The organism is Gracilibacillus alcaliphilus (genome assembly GCF_016909015.1).
In the GTDB taxonomy this organism is placed as follows: domain Bacteria; phylum Bacillota; class Bacilli; order Bacillales; family Amphibacillaceae; genus Gracilibacillus; species Gracilibacillus alcaliphilus.
The window spans coordinates 120,944-137,173 of record NZ_JAFBFA010000003.1 but is presented as its reverse complement, the minus strand read 5'-3'; the positions used below and the strand labels follow the sequence as shown (position 1 = coordinate 137,173).

15 protein-coding genes are annotated in these 16,230 nt (G+C 40.1%); 13 read left to right on the top strand and 2 right to left on the bottom strand.

Going from position 1 to position 16,230, the window contains the following annotated elements; genetic code table 11:
• Positions 1-5: 5 nt before the first annotated feature.
• From JOD18_RS03585 to JOD18_RS03575, 3 genes are all read left to right on the top strand, one after another.
• Positions 6-1,781, top strand: a complete 1,776-nt coding sequence (locus JOD18_RS03585; protein ID WP_204667571.1) for a glycoside hydrolase family 43 protein — start codon at positions 6-8, stop codon at positions 1,779-1,781.
• Positions 1,782-1,806: 25 nt separating this feature from the next.
• A complete protein-coding gene (locus JOD18_RS03580; protein ID WP_204667570.1) occupies positions 1,807-2,880 on the top strand; it encodes a glycoside hydrolase family 43 protein in 1,074 nt (357 codons plus the stop codon).
• Positions 2,881-3,076: 196 nt separating this feature from the next.
• The gene (locus JOD18_RS03575) at positions 3,077-3,379 is read left to right on the top strand and encodes a hypothetical protein (RefSeq protein WP_204667569.1); all 303 of its coding nucleotides are present in this window, start codon (positions 3,077-3,079) and stop codon (positions 3,377-3,379) included.
• 50 nt (positions 3,380-3,429) lie between these two features.
• Here JOD18_RS03575 and JOD18_RS03570 read toward each other — a convergent pair whose 3' ends face one another.
• Both JOD18_RS03570 and JOD18_RS03565 read right to left on the bottom strand, forming a co-directional pair.
• The gene (locus JOD18_RS03570) at positions 3,430-3,627 is read right to left on the bottom strand and encodes a hypothetical protein (RefSeq protein ID WP_204667568.1); all 198 of its coding nucleotides are present in this window, start codon (positions 3,625-3,627) and stop codon (positions 3,430-3,432) included.
• A gap of 479 nt (positions 3,628-4,106) precedes the next feature.
• Positions 4,107-4,439, bottom strand: coding sequence for an HIT domain-containing protein (locus JOD18_RS03565; RefSeq protein ID WP_204667567.1), 333 nt, complete (start codon positions 4,437-4,439; stop codon positions 4,107-4,109).
• 594 nt (positions 4,440-5,033) lie between these two features.
• Here JOD18_RS03565 and JOD18_RS03560 point away from each other — a divergent pair.
• From JOD18_RS03560 to JOD18_RS03515, 10 genes are all read left to right on the top strand, one after another.
• On the top strand, positions 5,034-6,398 hold the full coding sequence (locus tag JOD18_RS03560) for an MFS transporter (RefSeq protein ID WP_204667566.1): 1,365 nt from the start codon (positions 5,034-5,036) through the stop codon (positions 6,396-6,398).
• Between the two features lie 264 nt (positions 6,399-6,662).
• Entirely contained in the window at positions 6,663-6,992 is a 330-nt protein-coding gene (locus JOD18_RS03555) for a MazG nucleotide pyrophosphohydrolase domain-containing protein (RefSeq protein ID WP_204667565.1), read from the top strand.
• Positions 6,989-7,561: an LOG family protein gene (locus JOD18_RS03550; RefSeq protein ID WP_239587897.1), complete on the top strand. Its 573-nt coding sequence runs from the start codon at positions 6,989-6,991 to the stop codon at positions 7,559-7,561. Before JOD18_RS03555 ends, JOD18_RS03550 begins: the two co-directional genes overlap by 4 nt.
• Before the next feature lie 342 nt (positions 7,562-7,903).
• On the top strand, positions 7,904-9,067 hold the full coding sequence (locus JOD18_RS03545) for an alanine dehydrogenase (RefSeq protein ID WP_204667564.1): 1,164 nt from the start codon (positions 7,904-7,906) through the stop codon (positions 9,065-9,067).
• A gap of 136 nt (positions 9,068-9,203) precedes the next feature.
• Positions 9,204-10,583, top strand: coding sequence for a sodium/glutamate symporter (locus JOD18_RS03540; protein WP_204667563.1), 1,380 nt, complete (start codon positions 9,204-9,206; stop codon positions 10,581-10,583).
• A 652-nt stretch (positions 10,584-11,235) separates the two neighbouring features.
• Complete coding sequence (rbsK, locus tag JOD18_RS03535) at positions 11,236-12,156, top strand: ribokinase (protein ID WP_204667562.1); 921 nt, start codon at positions 11,236-11,238, stop codon at positions 12,154-12,156.
• A 135-nt stretch (positions 12,157-12,291) separates the two neighbouring features.
• Positions 12,292-13,287 carry a LacI family DNA-binding transcriptional regulator gene (locus JOD18_RS03530; protein WP_204667561.1) on the top strand — a complete coding sequence of 332 codons (996 nt, stop codon included), beginning with the start codon at positions 12,292-12,294 and terminating at the stop codon, positions 13,285-13,287.
• Between the two features lie 26 nt (positions 13,288-13,313).
• On the top strand, positions 13,314-13,904 hold the full coding sequence (locus tag JOD18_RS03525) for a KpsF/GutQ family sugar-phosphate isomerase (protein WP_204667560.1): 591 nt from the start codon (positions 13,314-13,316) through the stop codon (positions 13,902-13,904).
• A gap of 14 nt (positions 13,905-13,918) precedes the next feature.
• Positions 13,919-15,016: a glycoside hydrolase family 172 protein gene (locus JOD18_RS03520; RefSeq protein ID WP_204667559.1), complete on the top strand. Its 1,098-nt coding sequence runs from the start codon at positions 13,919-13,921 to the stop codon at positions 15,014-15,016.
• A 107-nt stretch (positions 15,017-15,123) separates the two neighbouring features.
• On the top strand, positions 15,124-16,206 hold the full coding sequence (locus JOD18_RS03515; protein ID WP_204667558.1) for a glycoside hydrolase family 172 protein: 1,083 nt from the start codon (positions 15,124-15,126) through the stop codon (positions 16,204-16,206).
• Positions 16,207-16,230: the final 24 nt, after the last annotated feature.

The window sequence follows — 16,230 nt, the reverse complement described above, 5'->3', positions numbered from 1 at the left end:
AGTGGATGTCAGCATATGTATTGGTTCATTTTATTGGAGAAGAGAAAAATGGGGAGCAAGTTTATTTTAGTGTCAGTCAGGATGGCTTGCATTTTCACGATCTGAATACAGGTCAGCCGGTTTTGCAGTCTACTATTGGTGAGGAAGGGGTTCGTGATCCGTTTCTAATCCGCGATGCTAAGCATGGGAAGTTTTATATCATTGCGACAGACTTACGTATCGAAAAAGGACTGGGCTGGGAATATGCGCAGGAAAAGGGGAGCCGTGACATTATCATTTGGGAATCTACTGATCTTGTTTACTGGGAAGGACCTCGAGCTGTGTCAGTAGGTGTACCGGAAGCTGGCAATGTCTGGGCACCTGAAGCCATTTATGATGAGGAGAAGGAATCCTTTTTAGTCTTTTGGGCTTCTAAAGTAGATGGAAAACATCGAATGTATGCTTCCTATACAGCTGATTTTAAGGGATTTAGTGACCCATTTGTCTATATGGAGAAAGATAGAGATGTGATCGATAGTACGGTTGCCTATGAAAATGGGTATTACTATCGATTTACCAAAGATGAGACAACCAGCCGAATTATCATGGAACGGGCCAAAAACCTGACCGGAATATATGAGAACGTATCATCACCTGTTCTGGAAGAGTTAGCGGGCGTGGAAGGGCCGGAAATTTATCAGCTACCTGACGGTAATACCTGGTGTTTAATTGTGGATCGCTTTATGGAAGGAAAAGGTTACATGATTTTACAATCGAATCATCTGTCTAGCGGTCATTTTACAGTATTAGACGAGGAGGCGTACGATTTTGGTCAACATCAGAAGCGCCATGGTGGCGTGCTGCCGATTACCACAGATGAATATCAACGTCTCCTTCGCTATTACGATCAAAAGAATCCTGTGCTGCCTGGATTACATGCTGACCCTGATCTTGTGTCCTTTAACGGCATGTTTTATTTATATCCGACAACAGACGGTTTTACAGGCTGGTCTGGCACTAGTTTCAAGGTATTTCAATCCAAAGATTTAGACCAGTTTGAAGATGCTGTGGAAATTGTCCAACTGACATCTGATCAGGTGCCATGGGCGGTTGGCAGTGCTTGGGCGCCATGTATCACATCACGTAACGGATACTATTACTACTATTTTTGTGGAAAACGACCTGATGGTCTTTCTTGTATCGGTATGGCCCAAAGCAGTTCGCCAACAGGACCATTCACTGCCGAAGCAGAACCTATCTTGACACCAGAAATGATCGATCAATACGGCTTAGACATGGCTCAGATGATTGATCCCGCCATTTATGAAGAAGCTGGAGAATACTATATACTGTTTGGAAATGGGGAGACAGGTGCTATTGCAAAATTAACAGAAGATATGGCAGGGATTCATGAAGAAACAATCAAGAATTTAAGAGGTTTGGAAAACTTTCGCGAAGCGGTTACGGTATTGAAGCGAGATAATCTCTATCATTTCACATGGTCTTGTGATGATACGGGAAGTGAAAACTATCATGTAAATTATGGGGTATCCACTTCTTTATATGGCCCGATAGAGTATAAGTATCCTATTCTAACGAAAAACAGTGCCAAGCATATTCTAGGCACAGGGCATCATAGCATCTTACAAATACCAGGTACGGACAGCTTTTATATTGCTTATCACCGCTTTGGTACGCCATTGGAGCAGTTTCCAGAAGGAAAAGGTTATCACCGGGAAACCTGTATTTCGCCGCTTGATTTTAATCAAGATGGTCTGATGCGTCCTGTGATTGTTGATTAATAGATAAAAAAGGGGGACAAGTATAGTGAATGATAAGAGAGAACAAGAGAGTTCCGCCTACCTTTGGGCTTTTTTTACCGGTGAAGGAGATGGCGCAGAGTGTATTAGTCTCGCTATATCCAAAGGAAATGATGCCTTGGCCTGGCAAACTTTGAATCAGGGAAAGCCGTTGTTTTCCTCCGAAGCTGGAGAATACGGATTAAGGGATCCGTTTCTGATTCGAGCACATGACGGCAGCCGATTTTACTTGATTGCCACAGATTTGAAAATTGCCAACAGGCATGGCCATGGATTCCATACGGCACAAATTGATGGTTCGCGTCATATTGAAATTTTCGTCTCGGATGATCTTGTCCATTGGTCCAAACAGCGCCATGTCGAGGTGTCTGGTGAATTTGCAGGGAACACTTGGGCGCCAAAAGCCTTCTGGTGTGAGGAAATCAAACAGTATGTCGTCTTCTGGGCTTCGAACCTCTATTCAACAGATGATATTCAGATGCGTTCAGATATCACCTACAATCGAATGATATATGTTACAACAGAGGATTTTCTAACCTTTTCAGAGCCCAAAGTTTGGGTCGATGTAGATCGAGGGCAAGGAAAAGGAACAATTGATGCGGTGATAGCGAAAGAGGACGGTGTGTATTATCGCTTTATGAAGGAAGAGGAGACAATGACCATTCGTTTGGATCGTTCCGCTGATCTACTCGCAACAGTAAGCGGGGGCAGCTATGCCTCTGATAAAGGTCCGCTTGATCAATGGGTGACTTTGGGCGAAAAAGTTGCCAATGGACTGCCAAATGGAGAAGGCAAACTGTTTACTGGCGGTGAAGGGCCATGTATTTTCCCAGCGAATCCTGGTGATCTCCATGGTTATCGCTGGTATTTATTTATCGATCAGCCAAACTATCATGGAGGACCGAATCATTATATCGGTTTTGCAAGCAATGATCTGACAGTTCCCAACAGCTGGGTTAGTGTAGCTGATAAACTGCGTCTTGGACTCCCGAAAAATGCAGATGGCGGCAAACCACGACATGGATCAATTATCTCTATTACAGAGACAGAGTATGAGCGGATTGTAGAAGCGTATGGATAGAATGTTACCCTAAGTCTTTTGTTGTAAAGGTAGTAGAGACGGAAGGAAATGATTGGTTGGCGTTTTTCTTTTGAGAAACCTTATGATGATCAAATGAAAAGAAAGAGCGATTAGATAAAAGCTGTATGGCAGTATGAGTCTAATCGCTCCTATCTACTGCAATATTTCTTTGGGCTTATACCGAAGTGTAGAAACGATGACTACCATCATGCAAAAACAGAAGGCGGAGTCTGGTATGAAGGCGATTCGCTTGACTGGTGAATTGCTGTATCAAGCTATTCATCAGAAAGATGAGCAAACACAGGGAGAAGTGATCCAAAGGTTCTCTCAGCATATATCTGACAGTGTTCGTTGTTGGACAGCCTTTATGAATAGAGGAAGTGAAGCCTCTTTAGCAGAAAAACTAGCTTATATCTATCCTTTTGCTGCAGATGATCATTTCGGTGTGAGCTATTACGGAAAAATGAATAACCCTTGCGAAAAGGAACTCATGAGTTAAGTCAGAATCATTAAAGAATGACTATTCATTGATGGGAATCCTATCTTGAATCAACTATTATTTTGTTTTCTTTTCGCCTTTCCTTCCAGTTCATTTAATTTAGTAGTTCCCCACCCAACTAAGGCAGACATGATAATACTTGATATGCCTGTTCCTAAAGATAGATAGCCTGAAATATACAGAACAGTTAAACTTATTATCGAAATAGGCAGGAAAAGTATCAAAAATAATATAGCCTTACTGCTCATAACTGAACCTCCAATACGGTGGATTGAAAAATAAATCAAAAAATTTAAATTACAGAGAAAGTTGCTATTAGAATTTGAATGAACTGGGCATTTAAGTTTGAGTACCAGCCTCGAATTTCTTTTACGATAAGATTGTTAACTATATACCCTGGCTTGTTATTATGAAACATAATCCATTATTTACTTAAAGTGTTAGAGGTGAACGGAGAGCGAAATATCCCAGTATATTTTATCAACTAGTTTGACTGACAATAAGGAAAAACATGGAGGCAGACAATCCTTACTTATGACCGCAAAAAATATGAAAAGCCAGACATACGGAAAGAAGACGAGTTTCTCAGTGCGTAGAAGGTGGGGCTGTTGGTTTTGTCTCAGCTAATAGAACTGGGATAACAGCAAGTGCTGGATTCGGTAGTTGAATCGGTGGAATCCAGCATTTTTACATAGTTAATCCAAAATAATGTGAACAAGTCTTTTGTTTATGATTTCAATGCTTTGCCGGAAATAATATGCCAGTGAAGGTGTTTGGAGTCTTGGTAGTCCCCTAGATTGGTAATTACTTTGCAAGCGCCTTTTGCCTCTGTAACCATAGCCGCCACTTTTTTGATAACATCAAATAGTTCTAGCAGCAGTTGATTATCGTTTTCTTCCAAAGTAATCAAAGAGGAGATATGGTGCTTAGGTATGGCCACGATATGTACTGGATAAGAAGGTTTGGTATGATAATAGGCCAATACATTGTCTGTTTCCAACACTTTATCAACTGGAGTATTACCGCTGAGCACTTCATCGCAATAAAAATCATTTGTCATACATAATCCCTCCTGGAAATTGATTTATTCCTTTCTTAACGATAACATTTTGGAAGAATAATGGAAATTTAATAAATAGCTGTTTTTCTTATGGATAGATGAAATGCGGCAAGGATAATTCTCATGTTAACTCACTTGTTTTATCTCTGTCGCTTTTGATCAGGTATTATTTTTTTCTGTCTTTCTGCTGTAAAGTATGGCAGCTGCAATGGCACCTATTATAAAACCCAAAATAATATTAGTCACAAAGATGCTAATCATAGTAGCAAATGGATTCGTTAGCGGACCTTGTAGTTGACCAAGTAATATGGGTGACGAGATGCCATTTAATAGGATAGTGAATAATGCATAGCTGATACCTGCAAAAACAAGAATAAAGCGTTTCTTAACATTTTCTTAAATCGGATGTTATGGCAATATATTTTTTCTTTATTAGCATATTTATTTTTCTTTCTCCAGCATACTTCAAGTGTCTAAATAGTTTATCCATGTTCGGAATCACATATTTTTTTAAAAAACTTTTCAGTTTGCCTAAATTCCCCTATGCTAGGTATATTGTTTTAAATTGACTACATACTATTCTAGGTGATGATAATGACTGAAAAAATACGAAAACGTTGGTTGCTTATTGTAACTATTGGGCTTGGAACATTGCTTAATCCACTGAATTCCTCGATGATTTCGGTGGCATTGACCAGAATGCAGCATGAATTTGCGCTAACATTTGCTGATGCTAGCTGGCTTATTTCTATCTTCTATCTTGCGAGTGCGGCTGGACAGCCTGTAATGGGAAAATTAAGTGATATGTTCGGTCCCAAAAGGTTGTTTATAGCAGGGTTAATTCTTGTAGCAGCAGCTTCTATGCTGGCACCGCTTTCGCCGAATTTCCCTTTTCTTTTAGGCTGTCGTGCTTTGCAGGCGCTTGGCAGTTCGACATTATTCCCTAGTGGAATGAGCATGGTTCGAAAGCATATAACAAAAGGGCAGGGGAAGGCACTAGCTATACTATCTGTTTTTGCTTCCACATCAGCTGCTTTTGGACCTTCCATTGGTGGTTTCCTGATTGCAGCATGGGATTGGCAATCCATTTTTCTGATTAACTTTCCGTTTATTATATTGTCCTTTGTATTGGCTTTATTTATCTTACCAAATACGGAGCAAGGGAAGTTTGAGATAAAGCGAATCGATTTTGTGGGGATAAGTTTATTTATTACAGCAATGGTGGGCATCATATTATTTTTGCTCTCACTGGATCAGACTATCCGTTGGTGGGCATTGCTGCTATTTTTAGCTGCAGGAATAGGTTTTTATGTTTATGAAATAAAACAAACGGAGCCATTTATTGATATGAAAGGATTAACGAAAAACCATAACGTGTCATTTATTTATCTGCAATTTATGAGTATTAACCTCATTTATTATTGTTATTTTTTTGGATTTCCGACGTTTCTGCAACAAGTTCGTCATTACAGTGAACAGCATACGGGCTTGATTATGCTATCATTGGCAGGCTTTGGTGTGATTGTTTCTCCGCTGGCAGGTCGTATCATTGACAAATATGGTTCCAAGCTGCCACTGGTTATCGGGGCTGCCTTGCTTTTGGCTGGGACAGGGCTGTTGTTAACGTATCATGAAACATCACCATTGTTCTGGCTGCTTATCATTATGGCTGTTCTGGGAATGAGCAACGGCTTTACTAATGTATCGATGCAAACAGCACTTTATGAACATGTGAAACCAGAAGAAACAGGTTCAGCCTCTGGTCTTTTTCAGACAAGCAGGTATTTGGGAGCGATTTTATCTTCCAGTTTACTTGGTTTGACGTTTAATCGTCATTTGGATGATCAGCATTTGCATCTGGTCGCGATGATTTGTTTTGTTTTCTGTGTAGCTGTGTTTGCTTTGGCATTAAAGCTGCCTGGTAAAATAAAGAGAAAAGAGAAGGTTCTTAAGAGTTAGAAAAAGCAATACCAGCTTATAGTGAGCAACCATGATTAAGAATGATTACTTAAATGATCTGTCTTGGAAAACCAATCAGCAGACAAAAATGCGGGTAACTTCATATTTTGAGAGGTGTACTAGTCAGCTGTTGTGTTATACCTTTGCTTATCCTTTATTGGAAAGCTAAAATAATAGATAATAAAAAATAGGCAGAGACTTGTGAACAGTTGACACTGTGATAAAATCTGCCTATTGTTTGATCATAGAAAGGTGTGCAAGGAAATGGATATGAGAGAATTTCAAGAGTGGATCGAAGCGTACTATCGAAATAGAGGATGGCATGATTTTGATATTTTTGTTCGAATCGGCTTTTTAGCCGAGGAGACTGGAGAAGTAGCAAGAGCTATTCGTGCACTTGAGATCGGCAGGGACCGCCCAGATGAGACAACGGGTAATGACGAGGAGAATAAACAAGCACTTACGGAAGAGCTGGGAGATGTGTTAGGGAATGTAGTCGTTATTGCCAATCAATATAATATTGAGCTAGAAGATATTTTTACCGCACATAAAGATAAATTATTGAATAGATATCAAGCAGGTGATTCTAAATGAAAATAGATAAAATAGCTGTATTCTGTGGATCTAGTCCCGGCAGCAAGCATACATATACGGAGGCAGCACAAGAGATGGGCAGAGAACTGGCAGAGAAGAGCCGAACACTAATATACGGCGGCTCCCAAGTTGGCTGTATGGGTGCCTTGGCAGATGCTGCCCTGCATCATCAAGGGGAGGTAATTGGTGTTATTCCACAAAAGTTAAAGGATGTAGAAATAGCTCATAACAGCCTGACAGAATTATTTATTGTTAAGGATATGCATGAAAGAAAGGCAAAAATGGCCTCCTTAGCAGAAGGTTTTATTGCACTGCCTGGCGGAGCAGGAACATTAGAAGAGTGGTTTGAAGTGTTTACTTGGGCGCAGTTAGGTTATCACCAAAAACCTTGCGGGCTATTAAATGTCGATGGCTTTTATGACCCGTTAATTGCCATGTTAGACCACACTATTGCGGAAGGTTTTATGAAGGACATGTATAAAGATTTAATTGTGGTTGCTTCTGAACCAGCAGAGTTATTGAAACAGATGGATGCCTATACATATTCTTTGACAGCAAAATGGGAGTAGTCAGAGGAGCAGAAAAACCTGTGTTGTCGCCTATTCGCAACACAGGTTTTTCTGATTAGTATAATAGAAAGTGTGACTGTCAGGAATAAAACCGTTATTTTTCATCTTGACATACACTGCCCCTGTTTGTACAGTGTGAAAAGCTATAAAAATAATTAGAAACCAACTAAAAAAATTGATATAATAGTAAGATCGGTGTTTAGTGAAATGAATGTAAATAACACTTGTTAAATATATATTGCAGGGCGCTTCTGCCAAACAAATATCTCGTTGTTGAGATAATAGGAAAGAAGAAATACTTGGCAGTTAAACAGTCCTTACACAAATATTGGAGGAATAAACATGATTTTTGGAGTTTTAAAAGATAAAAAAATCGGTGAGTATCGTGTTGTTTTAACCCCTGTAGAAATTGCGACGATAAAAGGAGACGGCCATACCGTTCTAGTTGAAAAAGACGCAGGCCTGGCAGCAGGTTTTACCGATGACCAGTATAAGCAAGAAGGTGCCGAAATCGTTGCAACTGCAGCAGAAATGTATGAGCGTTGTGATTTCCTGGCAAAAGTAAAAGAGATCGAAGAAGATGAATATGATTTATTAAGAGAGAACCAAATTGTGTATACCTGTATCCATCCTGCTGCACACCCTGAACAGGTACAAGCTATCTTGGATAGTAAATGTATTGCATTTACAGCAGAAGATTCTCATCGATTTGGTTCTGTTAACTGTGAGGCGGCAGGTAAACAAGGTGCATTGATGGGGCTGCAAGCCATGCAAACTATTAATGGTGGAAAAGGCAAATTTGTCAGCGGGTTAGCAGGGGCGCCTGGTATGAAAGTATTGATCTTAGGTGCTGGATTAGTAGGCCGTTCAGCTTTACAAGTTCTCCACTCTCTAGGTGCATGGTGTACGATAATGGATATTAATTATGGATTGCTTCGAGAAGTTGGAAAGACGTATAATGAAAAGGTAAATACGCAATTATCAACAAAAGAAAATATTAGAAAGCTGCTTCCAGAAACTGATATGGTGATGAACTGTGTCAAATGGCCGAAGGAAAATACAGATTATCTAATTGATCGTGATATGTTACATCTTATGGAGAAAGGTTCTGTCCTTGTCGATATCAGTAATGATGCAAATGGTGCTATTGAGTCATTCCGTGAAACGACACATGACAATCCAACCTATGTTGAAAATGGCGTTGTGCATTACTGTGTAAGTAATATCCCTGGTGCAATTGCTCATTCTACATCACTTGCTTATGCCGCTTCTGTTCTGCCGCATATCCGCTCGATTTTAAATACAGGTGTTAAAGAGGCGTGTATACATGATGGATTTTTGCGAAGAAGCTTGACTGCTTATAAAGGATATCTTACTCATGAAGAGACAAGTGCTATTCAAGACAGACCTTGGATCCAGCCAGAGCGTTTATTAGATATGGAGGAAGAAAAGCTTAATCCTGCACCACCAGCGACAAGTATAACATCAACTAATTTTATACTATAGGATTATAGATTATAGGATAACTTGGCAATAAGCCAAGTTTTTCTAATCGATGCTGTCAAAACGTAAGGTGAACCTTTTATCTTGCATTGAGAAAGAGTAAAAATTATACATTTTATGTAATTGAAGGAGAAGAAAGATGACCATATATACATTTTTAATGGATTTTGCTTGTGCCAGCCTTCTTATTTTATTGGGAATGTTCCTGCGGGCAAAACTCAAGTTTATTCAAAGAAGTTTTATCCCTGCCAGTTTGCTAGCAGGGTTTATGGGCTTGCTGTTAGGGCCTAGTTTTCTTGATATATTGCCTTTGTCGGAAAATATCAGTTCTTATGCGGGTGTCATCACGATATTAGTTTTTGCTGCAGTAGGGATCAATGGTTTCTCCTTTTCACCGGGTAATATGAAACGAGATATTAATCGAATGGGGGCATACGCCGTTTATAAGGTACTCGGTATTGCTTTGCAAGTGGCTGTTCCGATTATTTTTTCGATATTGGTGATTTCACAGCTTATGCCAGAGATTAATTATGGTTTTGGTTTGTTACTAGCGGCTGGATTCTATGGAGGTCATGGGACTGCAGCGGCTATAGGAACCACCTTTGAGAATATGGGGTGGGCCAATGCGACAGATTTGGGGATGACCGCTGCGACTGGCGGTATCTTAGCTGGTATTTTTGGCGGACTTATTTTTATCAAATGGGCCACTCGAAAAGGTTATACCCATTATGTCAATTTCTCTGACATATCAGATGATTTGAAAACAGGCTTGGTAAAGCGGGAAAATAGGACATCAATGGGGGAGGATACGGTATCGCCAATTGCGCTTGACCCATTAGCATTTCATTTGGCTTTATTAATTGTTCCGGCTGGTTTAGGTTATTTAGTAAACAATTATATTGCAGAAACATGGGGGTTGGAGTTTCCTACCTTTACGATTGCTTTCCTAATCGCCATATTAATGTATGTCGTGTTAGGCAGAGGCAAAAAAGGCGTCTATAAATATGTGGACAGTAAAGTGGTAGATCGTATCGGCAGTTCAGCTACCGATTATCTTGTCTTCTTTGGAGTAGCTTCCATCCAGCTGCCGGTTATTATGGAATATGCGATTCCGCTTACTTTATTAATGCTCTCCGGTATTATTGTCGTAGTGGTAATGCTTGTCATCATCGGTCCGGTAATGAACTATGAAAGCTGGTTTGAGCGTTCTATTTTTGTGTATGGGTATTCCACCGGAGTATTTGCTATCGGCCTTACCTTATTAAGAATTATTGATCCGAATAATAAATCGAAAACTCTTACAGATACAGCCGTGGTGGGGCCGTTGAATACACCATTAGAATTATTTGCTTGGTCAGCCGGTCCCGTGATGTTGTTAGCCGGCCAGCATTGGACCTTTGTTGGTATCTATTTGGCCATTTCGATTGGCTGTTTTATCTTAGCGAGAATATTTAAGTGGTGGCATTGGAAGGTGCCATTAGGAGATCGACCGCCGGTACCGCTAGATAAGGATCATTAAGAACAAAAGCTCAGAGCACCCTTACAGGCTAAAATCGTGACAATGTGCCGCAACAACACCTGCATTAGCACGTCCTGCTCGTCACAGCAACGTACGAAGCTGAGTGAATTTGCGCTAGTTGCTGGGCGCTCGGAGCTAGACGTGGCTATTCGTTTGTAAATAATTATCCTCAAGCGAGTATTTTATAATTTCCTAGACCACGATGAAAGCCTGTGTTGTCAGTAATTGATGAACACAGGCTTTTTATATGATAGAGTATAGGAATATCATATTAAGCTGCGTGGCTATTCCATTTTAGCAGGAAAATAAGGCTTACCGGCGAACTTGCCTCCATTAGAGTGCTGTCCCTGATTAGTCAACATAAGTATAACAGGGTCAAAAAAAGTCGTGGCAAATGGAGAGTTTGCAATGGTTGAAGCAGGAATCAATCGACCATAAAGAAAAAAGTGATAAAAAAGGTATTGATATTATAAAAAATATATAGTATGATATCTGTAATCGTTTACCGAAACCTTAATTTCCTAGCTGATTTTCTATTTATTATGTATTAATAAGCTAATACCACGTATAAATAGATATTTTTTAATGAAAATGTGATAACGATTACACATCGTGATAAGTGCTTAATTCCAATGTAAAGGAAGTAGATATAGTGAGTATTTTAGTGATTGGCAGTTTTATGATGGACTTAGTTGTCAGGGCTCCTCGGGTACCGGAAAATGGGGAAACCATTATCGGTGACAGCTTTGCCAGGTACCCAGGTGGAAAAGGGGCGAATCAAGCGGTAACAGCCGCGCGTTTAGGCAAAAAGGTAACAATGATTGGCAAATTAGGTATAGATGAATTTGGCAATGAAGCAATTAACACTCTCAACAAAGAAGGGGTGAACACGGATTATATGTTGCGAGATCCTCTTCATCCAACAGGGGTAGGCTCAGTTACGTTGGATAAAAATGGAGACAATCGTATCATTGTTGTTCCCGGTGCTAATGCCGCTTATCATCCCGACGAATTGGAGCAGGTAACCGACTTAATTCGTGAAGCAGAAATTATTATTTTACAATTAGAAACAAATCTCGACTTAGTCGAAAAAGCGGTGGATTTGGCTTGTTTATATCAAACACCTGTTATTTTAAACCCTGCTCCCGCTGCCAAGCTGAGTGATGATTTGTTAAGCAAGATCACCTATCTGACACCAAATGAGTCTGAGGCAGAGATTTTAACAGGTATATCTGTTAACAGTTTGAATGAGGCTGAGCAGGCAGGACGTATCCTGTTGAATAAAGGTGTGGCTAATGTAATTATCACATTGGCGGATAAAGGAGCTATTATTGTCAATGACGAGGGAACTGCCCATGTGCCTGCCTTTTATGTAGAGCCATTAGATTCAGTAGCAGCCGGTGATGCCTTTAACGGAGCGTTAGGAGTGGGGCTGGCTAATCGAGAACCATTGGAAAAAGTTGTTCGATATGCTAATGCGGTAGGAGCATTAACTGTTACAAGACCTGGAGCCATACCTTCCCTGCCATATAAACAGGTAGTAGAAGCATTTATAACTCAAAAAGAAGTTTAATCGAAGGAGGTGATATCCACAAAAATAGACGGGATCTTTTGATAAAAATAAAGATGAGAACGTAGAAACAATATTGAAAAAAACCGCTGTTTATATTATCATTACTGTAATCGATTACAGAAAAGGCGGTCTATCATGAAAAAAAACATAACTATCAAAGATATTGCAAGAGAAGCAGGCGTTTCCACTGCAACCGTATCCAGAGTACTAAGTAACAAAGGATATGCCAGTGATGATATCCGGAAAAAAGTTCTAGCTGTAGCCAAACAATTGAACTATCGACAAAACAGTATTGCCAAAAGCCTTAAGATGCACAAAACAAATCTTATTGGTGTAATTATACCAGATATCTCAAACCCTTATTTTATGAAAATATCCAAAGGAATTGAAGATGTCGTACAAGAAAAAGGTTATAATCTTTTATTTATGAGTGGTGATGAGAATCCCCACAAAGAAGAAAAACAGCTCAAGCTGTTATTAGAACATCGTGTGGACGCCATCATCATAGCCACTTCTGGTAAGAATGACGAGTTAATCAGCAGTATACACGAAAATGATACCCCCGTTATTTTGATAGATAGAAAATTAGAAGCCGGTAATGAAAAGATGGATTTTGTCGTAGAAAATAACTTCGAGGGAGCTTATCAATTAACGAGTTATCTAATCCGGCAGAAACATAAGCTGATCGGAGTAGTAAATGGTTCATTGAATGTAAGCACAGGTGTGGAACGTTTTTCAGGATATAAGAAAGCAATGGAGGATTATGCTATTGTACAACGTGATGAATTGATTTTTAACGGAGACTTTAGTGTAGAAGACGGCAGAAAGGCGATAGATTACTTTATGGGCTTGGATCAACGACCAACCGCTGTCTTGTCTTTCAATAACACCATGTCTACCGGAGTTATTCTGCAGCTGGATAAACTAGGTTTGACCATACCTGATGATATGTTTTTAGCGTCCTATGGTGAGACAGAAGTAGCACAATTGATCAATCCAAAGGGGAAAATTAGTGTGAAACAGTCTCCTTATAAGATGGGGGTAAAAGTAGGGGAAATCATCTTGGATCGGCTAGTGCTGCATGTAACTGGTCCGACACAGGAAGTATTTAATCCGCAGCTTGAGAAATAAAGATATATATTTGAAAGGAGGATTGTATGTCTAGTTTAGAATTTATCAGAAAGGCCATCGCTATAGAAGCCCATGCTATCAGTATCCTGCTGGAGCAAGTAGGGCCGGATTATGAACCGGTTATTGACGTATTAAATAATTGTAAGGGCAAGGTTGTCATCACAGGGGTAGGCAAGTCTGGCCATATTGGTAAAAAGATGGCCGCTTCATTTGCAAGTACAGGAACACCAGCATTTTTCATGCATAGTACAGAAGGGGTGCATGGTGATCTTGGCATGATTGAAGAGCATGATGTGGTACTGATGATCTCCAATAGTGGAGAGACTGCAGAAGTATTAAGTTTATTGCCATCTTTAAAAAAAATAGGCGCCAAAAAAATAGCTATTACTTCTAATGGAAAATCGACCTTAGCCACTGCCTGTGATTTTTCTTTAACTTATCATTATGAGCAAGAAGCTGATCATATTGGAGTAGCACCTACCACAAGTTCCACTATTGTATTAGTAATTGGTGACGCCCTTGCGGTAGCGCTTTGTGAAATGAGACGCTTTACAAAAGAAGATTTTCATTTATATCATCCTGGCGGAAGTCTGGGCAGACAATTATCACAGCAATAGGAGAGGACAATTAGATGACATTCATTGGAACATCGATGAGAGATTTGTACCGTGAACGTAATGCGAAACGAAAGAGGGCATCCAGTTATGATATAACTGGCGGTAACCGCGATTATTTTGAGATTTACCCTGATGAAAAGGTGGATATTTGTGAATTAGCAGGTTCAGGATGTATTACACATATCTGGATGACAATGGCCCCCTTGAATGATGACATCGAAGCATATCTGCATCGCAAGATCGTTATCAGAATGTATTGGGATGGGGAAACAAATCCGAGTGTACAGGCGCCAATTGGTGATTTCTTTGGGATGGGCCATGGTATAACAAAAAATTATTGGTCGGCCCCCTTACAGATGAGTCCGGAAGATGGGCGTTCGTTAAACTGCTTTTTCCCAATGCCTTTTGCAAATAGTGCAAAGATCGAAATCGAAAGCAATGCAGAGGCACCGATCAAATTTTATTTTTATATTGATTATGAGCAGTATAAGGAGGAGATTGATAGTGAGTTAAGATTCCATGCTATTTGGCGCCGTGAACTAACACAGGGAATAGATGAGAACACATCGAATGCATTGTACAGTTTTGGCGGTAAAAATACAACGGGTGATCAGAATTATATCTTATTGGATACGGTAGGAAAAGGCCATTATGTCGGTTGTAACTTAAATATCCATAACCTCCGCTTTACACAAGAATGGAATTGGTATGGGGAAGGAGATGATATGATTTTTATTGATGGAGAACCATGGCCGCCGTCTTTGCATGGAACAGGGATGGAAGACTATTTTAATACGGCCTGGTGTCCGCAGCAAGAGCAAAATACTCCTTATCACGGGATTATTTTAGGCGGTGGGCCTAACTGGTCTGGCAAAATCTCAGCCTATCGATATCATATACAAGATCCGATTATGTTTGATCAATCTATCAAAGTAACGATTGAACATGGCCATAATAATAACCGAAGTGATGACTATTCCAGTACGGCTTATTGGTATCAAACAGAACCGCATCGCAGCGTCGAACCTATTTTGCCGGTAAAACAACGTCTGCCGCTGCCTGATATCCTGCCATTTAATCAAGAAGACTTAAAGAAGTGTTTTGATTATTAACAACAATATAGATGAGTTTATATGATCATGTTTTTGTTATAAGGAAATGTAAGGGTTTACTTAACTGATAATGATGAATAAAACTTAAAACAGAAAGGACAGGTAATATGAGTGAGTTTAATGGTTTAGGGATGGGGTTGGGGAATCTGTCCCGATTATCAAATGCCCAAACAAGGTCTATTAGTGCTGAAAATGTTGATGGAGCCAAAGGAAAAGGCGGTATGGCAACAGAAGGAACTGGTGCTAACTGTGCCCGTGATTTGGGGCAGGGATGGAAAGTATCTCCGTCAATTGATATCGAAGCTAACAAAACCTATGTTATTGCAGAGATTAAAGGACCAGGCGTTATTCAGCATATGTGGATGACATGTTTTCCTGCTCATTGGCGATCGTTGATTATCAGGATGTATTGGGATGGGGAAGAACATCCATCGGTAGAAGTACCATTCGGGGATTTCTTTTGTAATGGCTGGAATGAACGATGTAATGTGAATTCCCTGCCTATTGCTGTGAATCCAGCGGGCGGCATGAACTCTTACTGGGAGATGCCTTTTAGGAAATCAGCCAAGATTGCGGTGGAGAATATAAGTAAGGAAACTTTCCCGTTGTATTATCAAATAGATTACAGCTTAACGACTATTCCGAATGATGTGGCTTATTTTCATGCACAGTGGCGCAGAAGCAATCCATTGCCATATAAAGAAGTGCATACGATTGTAGATGGGATCAAAGGAAAAGGTCACTATGTTGGAACATATATGGCATGGCAAGTAAATAATAACGGCTGGTGGGGAGAAGGTGAAATAAAATTCTATATGGATGGAGATGTAGATTACCCTACTATCTGTGGTACCGGTACAGAGGATTATTTTGGTGGTGCTTGGAACTTTGAGCAGCCTAAGGGGGAATATGGTACATTTTCAACCGCTTATTTAGGAATGCCGCAAGTCATTAAACCTGACGGGCTTTATCAGGCGAATCAGCGTTTTGGTATGTACAGGTGGCATATTATGGACCCGATTCGTTTTGAAGAAGAATTAAAGGTTACCATTCAGGCGCTTGGCTGGCGCTCAGGAGGTAGATATTTGCCACTGCAAGATGATATTTCGTCTGTGGCTTATTGGTATCAAACCGCCCCACACCAACCATTTCCTTCCCTGCCAGATAAGGATGGCTTGGAGATTATCTAGAAACAGCAGGTATAGCGAATGGCT

Bases quoted from the DNA above. Each gene is read 5' to 3' on its own strand.
- JOD18_RS03570 (WP_204667568.1), bottom strand. From the start codon at position 3,627: ATGAGCAGTAAGGCTATATTATTTTTGATACTTTTCCTGCCTATTTCG.
- JOD18_RS03515 (WP_204667558.1), top strand. From the start codon at position 15,124: ATGAGTGAGTTTAATGGTTTAGGGATGGGGTTGGGGAATCTGTCCCGA.
- JOD18_RS03545 (WP_204667564.1), top strand. From the start codon at position 7,904: ATGATTTTTGGAGTTTTAAAAGATAAAAAAATCGGTGAGTATCGTGTT.
- JOD18_RS03585 (WP_204667571.1), top strand. From the start codon at position 6: ATGTCAGCATATGTATTGGTTCATTTTATTGGAGAAGAGAAAAATGGG.
- JOD18_RS03575 (WP_204667569.1), top strand. From the start codon at position 3,077: ATGACTACCATCATGCAAAAACAGAAGGCGGAGTCTGGTATGAAGGCG.
- JOD18_RS03525 (WP_204667560.1), top strand. From the start codon at position 13,314: ATGTCTAGTTTAGAATTTATCAGAAAGGCCATCGCTATAGAAGCCCAT.
- JOD18_RS03540 (WP_204667563.1), top strand. From the start codon at position 9,204: ATGACCATATATACATTTTTAATGGATTTTGCTTGTGCCAGCCTTCTT.
- JOD18_RS03555 (WP_204667565.1), top strand. From the start codon at position 6,663: ATGGATATGAGAGAATTTCAAGAGTGGATCGAAGCGTACTATCGAAAT.
- JOD18_RS03560 (WP_204667566.1), top strand. From the start codon at position 5,034: ATGACTGAAAAAATACGAAAACGTTGGTTGCTTATTGTAACTATTGGG.
- JOD18_RS03565 (WP_204667567.1), bottom strand. From the start codon at position 4,439: ATGACAAATGATTTTTATTGCGATGAAGTGCTCAGCGGTAATACTCCA.
- JOD18_RS03550 (WP_239587897.1), top strand. From the start codon at position 6,989: ATGAAAATAGATAAAATAGCTGTATTCTGTGGATCTAGTCCCGGCAGC.
- JOD18_RS03520 (WP_204667559.1), top strand. From the start codon at position 13,919: ATGACATTCATTGGAACATCGATGAGAGATTTGTACCGTGAACGTAAT.
- JOD18_RS03530 (WP_204667561.1), top strand. From the start codon at position 12,292: ATGAAAAAAAACATAACTATCAAAGATATTGCAAGAGAAGCAGGCGTT.